Genomic DNA, 14,757 nt, shown 5'->3' with positions numbered 1-14,757 from the left:
CTAACCCTTATACCGGGTCTCGTCATTTAACTGCCGGTGGGCAAGGCAGATTCGTCCCCACGGCTTCGACATTCGTATTCAGCAGCGTGGCGGCAAAGCCGTTGCCTGCCTGCACCGACAGCGCATAGTCGACGCGTTGCAGATTGGCCCCGGCATCGGCAAAGCAGCGCAGCGGCACCCGGATCGTCGAGACCTGTCCCTTTGGCGCCGCATTCACCAGCGCCGAAACATCGAACGCCTTGCCGCCCAGCGCGACCTGCACCGGAGCCGCACCAAGCGCGTCGATCCGCCATTCGATTCGCAGCGCGAAGCTGTTGTTCAGCTGGCGCGACAGGTCGGCATAGGGGCCCGACAGGTGCAGCGCGGCGGGGCCGGTCCATATGAACGCCTTGCCATCCTCCTGCGCGCGCACATCGACCGACCGCGCCGCGATCAGCCCGCCGGGGCTTGCCGTTGGCGGCGATTCGACCGGGCGCGAGCCCCCGGCGTCGGTGACCGTCAGCGCCCACGGCGCGCGGGCGCGGCCGCCCGAGAAGAAATTCTCGACGTTCAGCGCCCGGGCAATATCGACGCGGAGTTCCTCGGACAGCGTCGCCACCGCGCGCGTATCGCCATATTTCAGGCCATAGCCGACCGCGAAAAGCGGCTTTTCCACCGGCGATCGCGCGTCGGCGGGCCAGGCGAACGGCAAGGTGCCGGTAAAGCCGCGCGCCGTCTTGCCATCCTTGCCCGCGACCAGCACGTCGGCGACGCCCGCGCCCTGCGACCCGGGCAGCCAGCCCGCGACGAAAGCGTCTGCGGCGTTGATTTCGGGGCTGGTGAACATCGGCCGCCCTGACAGGAACAGCGCAACGACCGGGACGCCCGCGGCCTTCAGCTGTTTTAGCGTCGCCAGGTCGGTCGCACCGGTCGGCTGGTAATCGAGCGTCGGCACGTCGCCCTGAAATTCAGCATAGGGATCCTCGCCGAACACGACGATCGCGACGTCGGGTTTTTCCTTGAACGCGCCATCGGCCGATAGCGTCGCGGTGCCGCCCGCGTCGCGCACTGCTTTGTCGAGGGCCTCCCAGATCGTCTGGCCGTTCGGGAAGTCCGAACGGACCACATCGGTCCCCTGCCAGCTGATCGTCCAGCCGCCCGACTGGATCGCCATATTGTCGGCCGCCGGGCCGGTCACCAGCACCCGCGCGCCGGGTTTGACCGGCAGCACGCCGCCATTGTTTTTGAGCAGCACCAGCGATTTAGCGGCCGCTTCGCGCGCGATGGCGAGATGGTCCGGGGCGCCGACGGCGGCGAAATTGCCGCGGCTGACATGGCCTTCGGCGAACAGCCCGAGCTTGTATTTGACGCGCAGGATACGGCGCACCGCATCGTCGAGGCGTGCCTTGCCGATCCGGCCGTCCTTCGCCTGCGCCAGTGTCGCGTCGTACAGCCCCTTCCAGCTGTCGGGCGCCATGAACATGTCGAGCCCGGCGTTGATCGACTGCGCGCAGTCGGTGACGCTGCATCCCGCAACCTGCCCGTGCCCGTTCCAGTCACCGACGACAAAGCCCTCGAACCCCATCTTCTGCTTGAGCGCGTCGGTCAACAGCCCTTTGTTGCCGTGGTGCTTGACGCCATTCCAGCTGGAGAAACTGGCCATCACGGTCAGCGCCCCGGCGTCGATCGCCGCGGGATAGCCTTGTCCGTGTTTCGCGATCAGTTCCTTCTCATCGATCCGCGCGTCGCCCTGATCCTTGCCCTCGAACGTCCCGCCGTCGGCGAGGAAATGCTTGGCCGTCGCCGCCACCTTGCTGGCGCCGATCGACCGCCCGCTGGCGAGGTCGCCCTGCAAGCCCAGCACCATTGCTCTGGCGTATTCGGCGACGAGCGCCGGGTCGGCGGCATAGCCTTCATAGCTGCGGCCCCAGCGCAGATCCTGCGGCACCGCCAAGGTCGGGGCAAAGGTCCATTCGATGCCGCTGCCCGCAATTTCGGCGGCGGTCACCGCGCCAATGCGCTGGATCAGCTCGGGATCGCGCGCCGCGCCCAACCCGATATTGTGCGGAAACAGCGTCGCGCCGGGGATATTGTTATGGCCGTGAACGGCATCGACGCCAAAGATGATCGGGATGGCGACGCCATTGGCCTGCGGGCGCAGCGACACGGCGCGAAAATCGCCGACCAGCTTCGCCCAATCGGCGGCGGTCGAGCGTTCATTGCCGTTCGGGCCGCTGTTGCCGCCCGCCAGGATCGAGCCGAGCGGCCAGGTTTCGAGATCCTTCGGCGTGACCGTGCTGATGTCGGCCTGGATCAGTTGGCCGACCTTTTGTTCGACCGTCATGCGCGCAATCAGCGCATCGATGCGCGCCTCGGTCACGGGATCGGAAATCGTCGCCGGGCTTTTCGCCGTCGGCCATAGATCGCGATGCACGGCAGCGGCATCACCGTCCGCAGTTGGCGTCGTCGCTGCGGCGGTTCCTGCCCAAAGCAGCGCGGTCGCCATGACCAATGCCTGTCGGCGCATCGTCTCTCCCATCCCTTACCTGATCGTCATTATGTGAACGTTATCAAATTTCATGTCGCATAGCGCGCGGGCGAAATCAAGCGCTCTGTTTTCAGGGGTGCGGGCGGATCCGCGGCATCGTCGCGAGCAGGAACACTGCGATCGCGGTCAGCGCCGCGAGCAGCAGGAACAGCGCGTCGAAACCAAAGCCCGGGACGAGCGAAATCGTCAGCCATGGCATGATCAGCGACGGCACGGTGTTGGTCAGGTTGAAAATTCCCAGGTCGCGCCCACGGCGGTCGGAGCGCGGCAGGATGCGCAGCGTCTGCCCGGCGTGGAGCGACAGGAAGACCGTCGTCGCGATCGCGAACACCAGATAGCTCGCCTTGGCAATGTCCGGCACCCCGGCGATCGCCATGCCGATCATGCCCAGACCCGACACCGCGGCGCTGAACACGAGCGGGCGGAACGGCTGGTCGTGGTCGTCGGCCCAGCGGCCGCTGACCAGTGCGATCGGCACCGCCAGCGTCAGCGCGATGCTGAACAGCCCTGCCTTTTCGCTGTCGTGCATGCCAGGGTCGATCGATCGGAACCAGAAATAGAGATAGGCGAACAACGCTGCCTCGGCGATCTGGACGAGCAGCCGCGCCAGCCACATGCGGATCGCGGGGCCCGTCGGGTGCGGTGCCGGCTCGCCCGCGATGCGCTCGGGCGGGGGCGCCGTGAGGTCGGCGAAGGCGCGTGGTCGCCCGAGTAGCAGCACCGGCAGCACTGCGGCCGCCACTAGCGCCGCGATCACCAGCAGCCGCCCCTCGTTGGGGACCAATCCCGGCCACGTCACCAGCGCGCCCGACCAGGCGCCCAGCGCGGGCGAGAAGGCCAGCAATCCGCCGAGCAGTCCCTTTTGGTCGTCGGGAACGCAATCGCCCGCCCACGCCGCCAGCGGCCCCAGCATCATGTTGAGCGCCAGCTGCCACGCGACGATGATCGCAACGAGTGTCCAGATATCCTGCGCCAGCGGCACCGCGAGCAGCAAAGCGATGGTCAGTGCCAGCCCGGTCAGCACAAAGCCGCGCCGGTTGCCCGTCCGGTCGCTGAGCCAGCCGAAGCCGATCCCCCCGACGCTGGCGGCAATCGCGCCGAAAAAGGTGACATAGCCCAGCGCCTGTACATCCGCCGTACCCGCCAGCTGCGTCATCCGCCCGGGCAGCCAGATCGTCAGGAACGGGACATAGGCGATCGCGCCGCCGGCCGCGGCGAGCGCATAAAGCAGCAGAAAGCGAAGCGACTGGCGGCGAGACCCGCCGGGTTCATCCATGGGCGGCAGGCGGGGCGGCGGTCGATCCGCGTTCGACCAGCCCGCCTTGCACCCGGGTCGGCTCGATCGGACGCGGCGCACCGCGCTGGGCGGCGATGATCAGTTCGACCGCGCGCGAGGCGGTTTCGGCGACCGGCTGATCGACCGCGGTCAGCGGCGGCTGGGTGAAACGAACGATCGGGGTGTTGTCGAAACTGACGATCGACAATTGCCTGGGCACGTCAAGGTCCAGTTCGCGCGCCACCTCCAGCGTTGCGAGCGCCATCTGGTCGCTGCTGGCGATGATCGCGGTCGGCGGATCGGCGCGGCTGAGCAAATGGCGCGCCGCGGCGGCGCCCGAGGCATAGGTGAAATCACCCTCGGCGAGCAGGCCTTCGGTTGCCAGCCCCGCCGCCGCCATCTCGCCTTGCCAACCGTCGACGCGCCAGCGGCTCAAACTATATTCGGGCGAACCCGGGATGAACCCGATACGCCGGTGGCCGAGATCGATCAGATGGCGCGTGGCGCGCCGCGCCGACCCTTCGTCGTCCATGGTCAGCGCGATCCCCTTGTCGCCGCCGCGCGACCCGATGCGCGCGAAAGGAATCTTCTGCTGGTCGAGCAGCCCGACGATCAGCGGGTTGTCCGAATGCGGCGGGGTCAGGATGACGCCGTCGGGTTGCAGCGCCGCAATCGCGGCGCGCAGTTCGCGTTCGACATGATCATTGTGCGTGTCGACCAACTCGAAAATCATGCGATAGCCATATTCGGCGCATTTCAACATCCCGCCGAGCAGCATCTGGTCGACCCAGTCGACCCCCTGCCGCCCGCGCCAATCGGCGATCGTGCGTTCGCGGTCGTTGATCGCCAGGATCAGATACGAGCGCGACCCGCTCATCCGCTGCGCCGCGATCGACGGCACATAGCCGAGCTTGTCGATCGACGCCTGCACCCGTTCCTTCATCTCGGGGCGGACGTTGGGCTCGTTGTTGATGACGCGGCTCACCGTTTGCAGCGACACCCCGGCGTCGGCCGCAACATGCTTGATCGTGACCGACTGCCGCCGACGCCCCATTATTCTGCCCCGCCCCCGCTGGTCCCGCAACGCGCCCTGCTAGCTTCATCCTCGCCGCATTGCCAGACGCGGACCCAATCTATTTCCATCGCTTTGGGATAGCCGCGCATGTCGACCCCCTTGATCCCGCGCCCTTCGGCCAGCCCGCCGCCGACGGCAAGGTTCAGGATCAGATGAAAGGGACGGTCGAACGGCGCCGCCGGATCGGCCGATCCGCTGGTGTGCCAGTCGCCCACGACCTGCGTCGCATAGGGCCGACCATCGACGGTCCAGGTGATGCGGCCCTTTTCCCAGACGATGCCGAATATATGAAAATCGTCCAGCTTGCCGGGCAGCGCGATCTCGTTGCTCTTGTGTGCGTTCTTCGGCCAGACGCCGCCGAAATGCAGCGTGCCGAGGATGCGGTTCTCGATCCCGCCGACGCAGCTGTCGCAGCGCACCCCCAGGTTCACCGCCTCCAATATGTCGATCTCGCCCGACGCCGCCCAGGTGCCATAGGCATGCCCCTCGGGCAGCATCCAGATCGCGGGCCATGTCCCCTGCCCCTGCGGCAGTTTGGCGCGCACTTCGATCCGGCCATAGGTCCACGCCGCCTTGCCGCGCGTCACCAGCCGCGCCGAGGTGAAGTCGCGCGCCGCGCGGGCGTTCGCCTTCCCTGGCTCGCCGCGCTGGGCCAGCGGAAAGGCCGGACCGCTCGCCTTTTCCTGACGCGCCGTGATGACCAGCTTGCCGTCTGCCACCGCCGCGTTGCGGCGCTTGTCGGTATAGCATTGGCGTTCGTTGTTGCCGCCGCCCCAACAATCGACGTCGAAGTCCCATTTGCTGCGGTCGATCGCGGCGCCGTCGAACTCGTCGGACCAGGCGAGCCACCAGCCGTCCGCGGCCGGCTCGCCCGCCGGTTCGTTGGCCGCCGCCGCGCCGCCGCCCGTCAGCGCGGCGCCCAGCAACAACAGGGACGCGCCGCGCATCATGCCCGCTGCGGCATTTCGGCGCCGCAATATTGCGCAACATAGGCGTGATGCTCGGGCAGCGTCGCCACCGTCTGCGCAATATTGTCGCGGATCGTCTGGAACAGCCGCTCGACCTCGTCGTCGCGCAGCTTCGCGGCGATGGGGTGATAGCTTTGCGGGTCGATCCCCTGCCCCATCATCACCTGGACCCAGCTATTCTCGGCGAACAGCTCCTCATATTTGCGGAACACGCGGCCGGTTTCGCGGAACAATTCGATCTTTTGCTGCAATGAATCCGGGATCGGCATGTTCGCGACATGGCGCCAGAACGGGCTGTCGCGGCGGTTGGTCGCCTTGTAATGCAGCACCACGAAATCGCGGATCTGTTCGATGTCCAGCCGCTGCTGGTCGTTGAACTCGGCGGCATCGCGTTCGCTGACCCGTCCGTTCGGCATCATCCGGATAAAGCGCAGCACCGCGCGCTGGATCAGGTGCACCGTCGTCGCCTCGAGCGGCTCGACAAAGCCCCCCGCCAGCCCGACCGCCACGCAGTTGCGATACCATTGCTTGCGCCGCACCCCGCCCTTGAACTTGATGTCGAACGGCTCGATCAGCGGCTCGCCGACGCTGCTCATCAACCGGTCATAGGCGGCATCGCGCGACAGATAGCCGCTGGCATAGACGATCCCGGCGCCCATGCGATGCTGCAGCGGAATGCGCCATTGCCAGCCGGCATCATGTGCGATCGCCTGCGTGTAGGGTTGCGGCGCGCGTTGATGTTTCGCCTGCACCGCGATCGCGCTGTCGTTGGGCAACCAGTGGCTCCAGTCCTCGAACCCGGCGTGCAGCGCGCCGTCGATCAGCAGGCCGCGGAAACCAGTACAGTCGACGAACATATCGCCTTCGATCCGCCGGTCGCCATCAAGATGCAGCGCGGCGATGTCGCCGCTTTCGCCATCGAGCTCGACCCGCGCGATCTTGCCCTCGACGCGTTTGCAACCGTCGGCCTCGGCCAGTTGGCGCAGGTAACGCCCGTACAGTGTCGCATCGACATGATAGGCGTAGTTCATACGGTCTTCGGGCAGGTGCGCAAACTTGCCCTCCATCGCGGCCACCAGTTCGAGGCAATAGTCGCTATATGGCCGGTCATGTCCGCGCTCGCGGGCGTTGAGCCAGAAATGCTGGAACCCCGCCGACCAGTGATCTTTCCCCGACAGGCCAAAGCTGTGGAAATAGCTGTCGCCGTCATGCTTCCAGTTATCGAACAGGATGCCCAGTTTGAACGTCGCCTGCGTCGCGCGCATGAATTCGGGCTCGGGGATGCCGAGGATGCGGTTGAAATTGACCAGCGGCGGAATCGTCGATTCCCCGACCCCGATCGTCCCGATCGCTTCCGATTCCACCAGCGTCAGGTCGATGGTGTGACCCATTGTGCGCGCGATCGCCGCCGCCATCATCCAGCCCGCGGTGCCGCCGCCCGCGATCACGACCCGCTGGATCGGCTTGTCCTGGTTCATCGGTTCAATGCTCTCAACAAAAAGGCGCGCAGCCGTCCGGCACTCTCGACAGTGAGCGGGGCCAGCACGCTGCGCGCGGGTTCGGGAATATGGTCGGTCACCCGGCCGTCGTTGGCGAAAACATAATGGTCGAACATCTCGCGCCAGATCGCCTTGTCGGCGGGCGGCAGGTCGCGGATCGCCAGGATCGCATGGTTCAGCGCCTCCTGCGGCTGGCCCAGCCACGCGGGGCTGCTGCGCCACCAATAATTGACCAGGATGTTGAACGGCGCCAGCCCCTCGACATGGTGCCACCACATCGACGGGATGAAGATCGCGTCGCCGGGATCGAGTTCGACCGTCTGCGCTTCGGCCATCGCGGCGACGAAGCCCGGATGCGCCGCCAGGTCGGGCGCGTCGAAATCGACCATGCTGACCGCGCGCCCCGCCGGGGTGTTGTCGATCGGCCCCAGATACAGGTTGCGAAACTGGCTGGGCGGGAACAGCGTGAAACGGCGGCGTCCAGCAGCGCAGCAGGCCAGATTGTCGGGAAAATCATTGTGCGCCGCAATCCGCGTGCGGGTGCCGATCCAGATGCTTTTTAACGGATCGCGGTCGCCCAGGTCGACATGGTTCGTCTCGTGCAGGCCCTCGAAATGCGCCGGTATGTCGATTGACGCCAGATAGACGGTGCGCGGATCGCCCTCGGCCTCGCTGGCGTCGATGCCCGCGAAAATATCGCCGAGCTTGCCCGTCCCGGTGCGAAAATTCATCGCCATGTCGGCATCGTAGAATAGCCGCCCGTCATGCCCCGGCGGTCCGATCGACACGGTAAAGGGCCGGTCGCGCGCATGATCCAGCAGATAGCGCCGCGCCTCCGCCGCCGATCGCCGGCCGGCCTCGACCAGCGGCCAGTCGGCGACCAACCCGCGCACGACAAACGGGGTGCGCGCGCCGTCCAGCAGGGCGTCCAGTCCCGCCGCGCGGTCCCAGTCGCGCTCGGGCACCCGCATCAGGCGGTCGTAGATGGCGCCGTCCCGATCAGCCAAGCTTGCGGTTCTTGCGGTCGACCAGCGCCGATAATTGCGACAGCGACGCCATCGCCATGAACATCGGCATCAAATGCCCCGCCGCATGCAATGCGCCGAGCGTTGCGGCGTCCAGCGCGCGCACCCGCTCCTCGTCGATGATGTGAAAGCCGACCAGCGAATGTTTTGACCCGTCGTCCAGCGTCACTTCGAGGCTGAAGGGTTCGAGCAGGTCGTGCGCAATAAGGGCGTCATAGAAAGCGCCGCTGCCCCGATACCCCTCATCGAGGTCGCCGAGCCGTTCGGCGATCGTCTCCAGAAACGGCGTCGCCATGCCATCGCCGTCGAACAGGCGCACGCCGTCGCCGGCGCCGGCAATGCGCGGATGGTCGAGGTCGATATGCACCTGCCCCGGCCCGTCGCCGTCCGCGGGTCGGCCGACCAGGAACGGCTGGATCGCCATCGCCAGCGGGCGATAGCGCGCGCCCCAGCGATCGCCGTCCAGGAACAGGTTTTCGCCGGTCTCGAACCCGAACAGCGCCAGCGCGGTGAAATCTTCGCGCCCGGCTTCGCGGCGGAACAGGATCGGGAAATGCGCCTGCACGCGGCGAAACTCGCTCGGCACGGTCAGCACCGCCATCATGTCATCGCCCAGCGCCGCGCCCGCCTCGGTGCGGACCCGCAGGTCGCGGTGGCTATGTTTGTCGAGCACGGCGTGGCGGGGCATCAAAACTCTTTCCTATTGCGCGGCCAGCGCGCCGGTTGGGCGCTGGAGCGCATCGAGATAATCGCGATTGACGGGCAAGGCGGCGGCAAGCGCGCGGGCGCGTTGGCGGATTTCAGCGAGCGACGCGGTGGCATGATCGGCGGGCGCCAGATCGGTCGGCACCGGAAAGCCCATGCCATAGAGGATATATTGGTGGCTTTCGGCCGAGAAAATTTCGTCGACGCGCGGAAAGTCCCACGCCGACGGCGGCTGGTCGCGCCACAGCTGCAACTGCTCCACCAGCCGCGACGGCAGATGAGCGGGATCGCGCTGCGCCAGCCAATAGGGCTCGGGGCGCTGGCTCAGGGCATAATGGAGCTTGAGGAAATCGACGATGCGGTCCCAGCGATAGCGGAACAGTTCGTTGAAGCGTTCGGCGTGGATCGGCATCGCCGCGCGGCGCGCGGGGAAATTGTCGATCAGCGCGCGGAGCGACAGCTCGATCATCACGATTGCCGATGCCTCCAGCGGTTCGATGAACCCCGCCGACAGGCCGATCGCAACGCAATTGCCCTCCCAAAACCGCGCGCGGTGGCCCGTCGGAAAGCTCAGCCGCCGCGCCGGAACATCAGGCGCATCGGGCAAGACGCGGGCGATATAGGCGCGCAAAGTCGCCTCGGCGGCATCGTCGTCCATGAACCGGCTGGCATAGACGCAGCCGATGCCGCGCCGCCCCGGAAGTCCGATGTCCCAGATCCAGCCCGCGGCGTGCGCGGTCGCGACGGTCTGCGACGCGATCGGGCTGCCCGGCGCCACCGGCACCTGCGCCGCGAGCGCGCGGTCGTTGAATAAAATGTCGCTGCGGTCGATCCACTCAACGCCGAGATGGCCGCCGATCAACAGCGCCGCATGGCCGCTGCAATCGATGAACAGGTCGCCGCCGATGTCACCATGCTGCCGCGTCGTGATCGACGCGATGCCGCCATCGCCGTCGCGTTGGACGCCGGTGACATGGTCGGCGATATGCCGGACGCCCAGCCGCTGTAACGCGTGCGAGGCGAGCAGCGCGGCAAATTTCCCCGCATCGAGATGATAGGCATAATTGGCCGCGCCCTGATAATCGGGCATCGACCGCTGGCGCGGCGCAAGGTCGAGATCGCAGACATGCGCCTGCGCGCACATCGCCGCAGCGAACGGTAGATCGGGCGCGTCCGCCTGCCACGCCGCCAGCAGCTCGCGCGTCGGCATCGCTGGCGGCGGGGTGAATGGGTGGAGATAGCGGTCATCCGCGCCGCCGGTGACCCAGCCGTCGAAGCGCGAGCCCTGTTTGAACGACCCATCGCACGCGGCCAGAAACTCGGCCTCGCCGATCCCGATGCGCGCCAGCGTTTCCCGCATCGTCGGCCAGGTGCCTTCACCGACGCCGATCGTCGGGATGTCGGGCGCTTCGATCAGGGTCACGGACAATCGCCCCGACGCCGCGTGCCGCGAAGCAGCGAGCAGCGAGGCCGCCAGCCAGCCGGCGGTGCCGCCGCCGACGATGACTATCCTCTCGATCGCTTTATCCATTGCCGTCGATCCTAAGCGAGCATCCTGCCGTCGTCACGCAAAAGAGCCGCCGCGGGGAAGGTGCGGCTCTCCTGCCTGCGACCCGGCGGGCGAAGTCCGTCCGCGTCAGAAGCTGAACCGGACCCCCGCCGCGTAGCGGGCGTAGCCGGGCGATGCGAAGGCGACGTTATTTTCCGACCGCAGGTGACCGCGGCGGCTTTCGCCGGTCAGGTTGATCGCCTCGACAAAGGCGGTCAGGCCCGGGATGAACTCATAACTCGCGCTGGCATCGATCTGCCAATATTCCTCGACATAGAAAGGGTTCGGCCCTGTTCCCGCCAGGAATTTGTCGCGCCAGTTCCACGCGACGCGCGCCTGAAGCGGACCCTTGTCATAATAGGCGACCGCGTTGGCGCTGTCGCTGAGCCCGGTCAGCGCGAATTGCGGCACCGTCGACGGCTGGCTGTTGTCATAGGTCGCGTCGCCCTTGACGATCGTATAGTTCAGCAGCACGCCGAAACCCGTGTCCCAGAAACTGTGCTGGAGCGCGAATTCGAAACCGTGGATCTTCGCCGACTGATCGCTGTTGATCGGGGTCGTGATCTCGAAGTTCAGCGGCGCATCCTCGCCCAGCCCGAAAATGTCGCCGGTCCAGAAACCGCTGGCGTCGAGCACCGGGTTACCACTGGCATCACGGTTTACGCGCACCGATGTCGGGTAATTGCGCAGGATGAAGTCGCGCAGCGAATTGGCCCCGGCATTGGCGCCGCGCGCCGCCACCGCGGCGCGATACCGCGGGCCGTCGGCGGGGTTGGTCAGCCCGAACGCAGTGTCGTCGACCCGCGTCGTCGACAGGAAATTCGAGACACGCTTGTGGAAAAAGCCTGCCGACATATAGCTTTCACGGTCGTAATACCACTCGGCCGACAGGTCGATATTCTTTGATTTATAGGGCAACAGGCCGGGATTGCCCTGGCTGCCGGTGCCGCCGCCAATGCGGAACAGCTGGTCGATCGTCCGCCCGCCCTGCATGCTCGCATAGTCGGGGCGCGTGATCGTGTGGCTGTACGACGCGCGCAGCTTCACATTCTCGATCGGTTCGATGTCGAAATCGACCGCGGGCAGCCAATGATCATAGCTGCCCTTGAAGCGGGTGAAATCGCTCGTCGGGCCAAAGATCACCCCGAATTCGTTCGCGGCAACCCAGCGCGTGCCGGTCGGGATCGGCACCAGCGCCGAGGCATCGACGATGGTGTCCTCATAACGCACCCCGGCGGTCAGATGCGCTTCGCCAGCGCCGACGTCGAACTTGGTCGACACCTGCACATAGGGCGAGAGCGTCTTTTCGGTGATGCGCCGGTCGGTGGTGTAATTGGCAAGGCAGGTGTCCGCGGACCCCGCGTTGTTGCAGGTGCCATAGAGGCCGTCGATCAGCCCGACCATCCGTTCGAAATCGAACTTGTAGAAGCTCGGGATGATATTCGCCGCGCCGTCCAGCCCCTTGAACTTGTCCGGCAGCGTTTCGAGCGTGAAGATGTCGTCGGGGATGTCCGACGCTGGCCCGGCGCCACCCCAGCTGTCGTTCTGGATGAAGCCATAAGCCGACCGCACCTTGTTCTCGATGTACGAAACGCCGAAATCGATGCTGTCGAGGAGGTCGCCGTCATGGTCGTAACGCCCGCGGAACTGCGCCTGGTTGATCTCGTCCCGGAAATAGGCGTTGCGGAACGCATTGCCCGTCGGAGTGATCAGCGACGCGTTGAGCGGGTCGGTTCCCGGCCGCATCTGGTATGAAATGACGGGCAGATAGGAATCGAAGTCGATCCGCTGGTTGACGACCCCGAACACCGCGTTGCCGACGGCTACGCTGGTGCCATATTTGTTCGTGGGCTTCGATTCCGCGGTCGAGTGATGGAAATCGAGCTCCATCGTCATGCCGCCGGGCGCATCCCAGGTGAGATTGCCGCCGAGCGACTTATTCTCGGTCCGGTTCGCCACCAGCGAGCCGCCGTACGACAGATCCTTGTTCTCGCCCGGCGCAAAGGCTTCCGAGTAGAAGATCGGGCCGGCAACCGGCCCGTCGGTCCACGCGCTCGACGTGTTATTATGGTTGAACCACACGCCGACATTGCTGTTGCGCACCTCGACGGTGTTGCGCGAATAGGTGTAATCGACCGTCGCGGTCAGGCTGTCGATCGGGCGGAATTGCAGCACCGCCTGGCCGTTGATGCGCTCGCGGTCGATGTCGTTGAGGTCGTAGGACGCGTTCTGCGCCACCTGATAGACGTCGGTCGGCCCGGGGCGGTTGGTAATCTGGCCGAAGCGCGTATCGGCAGGATCCTGAGTCAGCGATCCCCAGTTGTTTTCATTGCCCAGATAACCGTCGCGCCAGCCGACATTCGCGACGTTGACGCTCGCCTTGCGCTTCTGCCACGAGCCGGCGATCATGATGCCGATGCGGTCGTCGGCGAAGGTCGTGGAAAGGATCCCCGACACTTCGGGGGTGATCGGATTGCCCTCGTTGCGCGAGCTGTCATAGACGCCCTTGACCGCGATGCTGCCCGACAGGCCCGGCTTGTCGAGCGGGCGCGGCGTCTTGATGTTGATCGACGAGCCAATCCCACCCGACGCGATTGCGGCGCGGCCGGTCTTGTAAACCTCGACCCCCGCGACGCCTTCGGACGCCAGATTGGCGAAATCGAACGAGCGCGACGACGGCGCGCTGGCGCCGTCACCCAGCGACGAGGTTGGCATCTGGCGGCCGTTCAGAGTCACCAGGTTGAATTCGGGACCGAAGCCGCGAACGGTGACCAGCGAGCCTTCGCCGTTCGAGCGGTCGATCGACACGCCGGTGATGCGCTGGAGCGATTCGGCCAGGTTGGTGTCAGGGAATTTGCCCATGTCTTCGGCTGAAATCGCATCGACGACGCCCTGCGCCTCGCGCTTGATGTCGGCCGACGCCGCCAGGCTGGCGCGGATTCCGGTCACGACGATCTCGTCGCCATCGACGGCACCTTCCGCGGGCGCATCCTGCGCCATAGCGGTTTGCGCCGCGCCCATCAGCGACAGCGCCGACGTGCCGACCAGAAATTTCGCGAGCCAACGCTTATGAGATGCCTGCACCCCTTAACCCTCCCAATTTAGCCGTTCTTTATGACGGCATTTCTCTAATGTGAACGTTATCTAAATGGGAACGTTCTCATTGTCAATCCGCCGCGGGCGCGAATTGTGACAAACCAGCGGCTTTTGACGCCGCAATCGTATGCAAGCCCCTGACCCGGGACAGAGCTGGATCAGCGGCTCCAGCGCGCGAAGATCGCGGTCGGTAGCAACAGCCCGCGCGCCTCTTCGCGTACCGCCAATTCGCCGCATTCGACTTTGCCGGGCAGGTCGGCGAACAGCTGGGCCAGCAGCTCGCCAATCGCCAGCGCCGACATGCGCACGGCATAGACGGTCAGGAACAGCGCCCGGCTGTCGGCATCGAGCAGCTGGCGGCAATCGGCGAGCAGCGGCGCCAGTCCCTCTTCGATCTGCCAACGTTCGCCGGTCGGGCCGCGGCCGAATTTGGGCGGGTCGAGCAGGATCGCGTCATAGCGTTTCTCGCGCCGCACTTCGCGCGCGGTGAACTTGCCCGCATCATCGAGGATCCAGCGCACCGGCTTTTCCGCCATTCCGGCGAGCGCGGCATTCTCACGCGCCTGTCCCACCGATTTCTTCGACGCGTCGACATGCGTCACCGCCGCCCCCACCGCCGCGAGCGCCTGGCTGCCCACCCCGGTATAGCCGAACAGGTTGAGGAACGCGGGATCGGGCTTGTCGGCGACTTGCGCGCGCAGCCAGTCCCACACCGGCGCCATGTCGGGAAAGAAGCCCAGATGCCGGAACGGCGTGCATTGCGCGGTGAAGCGCGTCTCGCGCCATGTCAGCGGCCAGCCTTCGGCCGGAACCGGCGTGTTATAATACCAGCGCCCGCCGCCATCGTCGTCCGATGCGGGGATGAATTCGCCGTCGGCGGCTTCCCATTCGCTGGCGGGCAGCGCGGGCGCCCACATCGCCTGCGGTTCGGGGCGGATGAAGCGGTAGCGGCCATAGCGTTCGAGCTTGCGCCCGCCGCCGCTATCGACCAGCCCATAATCGTCCCACGCCTCGCCGACGAGGGTGACGAGGGGCAG

The 14,757-nt window shown here is 66.1% G+C and carries 10 protein-coding genes; all 10 read right to left on the bottom strand.

From position 1 onward, the window contains the following. Window positions 1-22: 22 nt before the first annotated feature. Entirely contained in the window at window positions 23-2,506 is a 2,484-nt protein-coding gene (locus tag ACTIFP_RS03780; RefSeq protein WP_439567381.1) for a glycoside hydrolase family 3 N-terminal domain-containing protein, read from the bottom strand. A gap of 91 nt (window positions 2,507-2,597) precedes the next feature. Further along, a complete protein-coding gene (locus ACTIFP_RS03775) occupies window positions 2,598-3,803 on the bottom strand; it encodes an MFS transporter (protein WP_439567380.1) in 1,206 nt (401 codons plus the stop codon). Next, window positions 3,796-4,857 (bottom strand): LacI family DNA-binding transcriptional regulator, encoded by a 1,062-nt coding sequence (locus ACTIFP_RS03770; RefSeq protein WP_439567379.1) that lies wholly within the window; start codon window positions 4,855-4,857, stop codon window positions 3,796-3,798. The genes ACTIFP_RS03775 and ACTIFP_RS03770 overlap by 8 nt, the downstream gene beginning before the upstream one ends. Continuing rightward, window positions 4,857-5,825 (bottom strand): glycoside hydrolase family 16 protein, encoded by a 969-nt coding sequence (locus ACTIFP_RS03765; protein ID WP_439567378.1) that lies wholly within the window; start codon window positions 5,823-5,825, stop codon window positions 4,857-4,859. Before ACTIFP_RS03765 ends, ACTIFP_RS03770 begins: the two co-directional genes overlap by 1 nt. Beyond that, a complete protein-coding gene (locus ACTIFP_RS03760; protein WP_439567377.1) occupies window positions 5,825-7,324 on the bottom strand; it encodes a tryptophan halogenase family protein in 1,500 nt (499 codons plus the stop codon). The genes ACTIFP_RS03765 and ACTIFP_RS03760 overlap by 1 nt, the downstream gene beginning before the upstream one ends. Beyond that, window positions 7,321-8,352 carry a cupin-like domain-containing protein gene (locus ACTIFP_RS03755; RefSeq protein ID WP_439567376.1) on the bottom strand — a complete coding sequence of 344 codons (1,032 nt, stop codon included), beginning with the start codon at window positions 8,350-8,352 and terminating at the stop codon, window positions 7,321-7,323. The genes ACTIFP_RS03760 and ACTIFP_RS03755 overlap by 4 nt, the downstream gene beginning before the upstream one ends. Further along, window positions 8,345-9,058, bottom strand: coding sequence for a SapC family protein (locus ACTIFP_RS03750; RefSeq protein WP_439567375.1), 714 nt, complete (start codon window positions 9,056-9,058; stop codon window positions 8,345-8,347). The genes ACTIFP_RS03755 and ACTIFP_RS03750 overlap by 8 nt, the downstream gene beginning before the upstream one ends. 12 nt (window positions 9,059-9,070) lie before the next feature. Beyond that, on the bottom strand, window positions 9,071-10,606 hold the full coding sequence (locus ACTIFP_RS03745; protein WP_439567374.1) for a tryptophan halogenase family protein: 1,536 nt from the start codon (window positions 10,604-10,606) through the stop codon (window positions 9,071-9,073). 105 nt (window positions 10,607-10,711) lie between these two features. After that, window positions 10,712-13,708 (bottom strand): TonB-dependent receptor, encoded by a 2,997-nt coding sequence (locus tag ACTIFP_RS03740; RefSeq protein WP_439567373.1) that lies wholly within the window; start codon window positions 13,706-13,708, stop codon window positions 10,712-10,714. A 170-nt stretch (window positions 13,709-13,878) separates the two neighbouring features. Next, window positions 13,879-14,757 carry a class I SAM-dependent methyltransferase gene (locus ACTIFP_RS03735; RefSeq protein WP_439567800.1) on the bottom strand — a complete coding sequence of 293 codons (879 nt, stop codon included), beginning with the start codon at window positions 14,755-14,757 and terminating at the stop codon, window positions 13,879-13,881.

Source organism: Sphingopyxis sp. (genome assembly GCF_051861155.1).
GTDB lineage: Bacteria > Pseudomonadota > Alphaproteobacteria > Sphingomonadales > Sphingomonadaceae > Sphingopyxis.
The sequence above is the reverse complement of the archived record's forward strand: the minus strand, read 5'-3'. Positions and strand labels throughout refer to the sequence as shown.

Bases quoted from the DNA above. Each gene is read 5' to 3' on its own strand.
- ACTIFP_RS03780 (WP_439567381.1), bottom strand. From the start codon at position 2,506: ATGCGCCGACAGGCATTGGTCATGGCGACCGCGCTGCTTTGGGCAGGA.
- ACTIFP_RS03775 (WP_439567380.1), bottom strand. From the start codon at position 3,803: ATGGATGAACCCGGCGGGTCTCGCCGCCAGTCGCTTCGCTTTCTGCTG.
- ACTIFP_RS03770 (WP_439567379.1), bottom strand. From the start codon at position 4,857: ATGGGGCGTCGGCGGCAGTCGGTCACGATCAAGCATGTTGCGGCCGAC.
- ACTIFP_RS03765 (WP_439567378.1), bottom strand. From the start codon at position 5,825: ATGCGCGGCGCGTCCCTGTTGTTGCTGGGCGCCGCGCTGACGGGCGGC.
- ACTIFP_RS03760 (WP_439567377.1), bottom strand. From the start codon at position 7,324: ATGAACCAGGACAAGCCGATCCAGCGGGTCGTGATCGCGGGCGGCGGC.
- ACTIFP_RS03750 (WP_439567375.1), bottom strand. From the start codon at position 9,058: ATGCCCCGCCACGCCGTGCTCGACAAACATAGCCACCGCGACCTGCGG.
- ACTIFP_RS03745 (WP_439567374.1), bottom strand. From the start codon at position 10,606: ATGGATAAAGCGATCGAGAGGATAGTCATCGTCGGCGGCGGCACCGCC.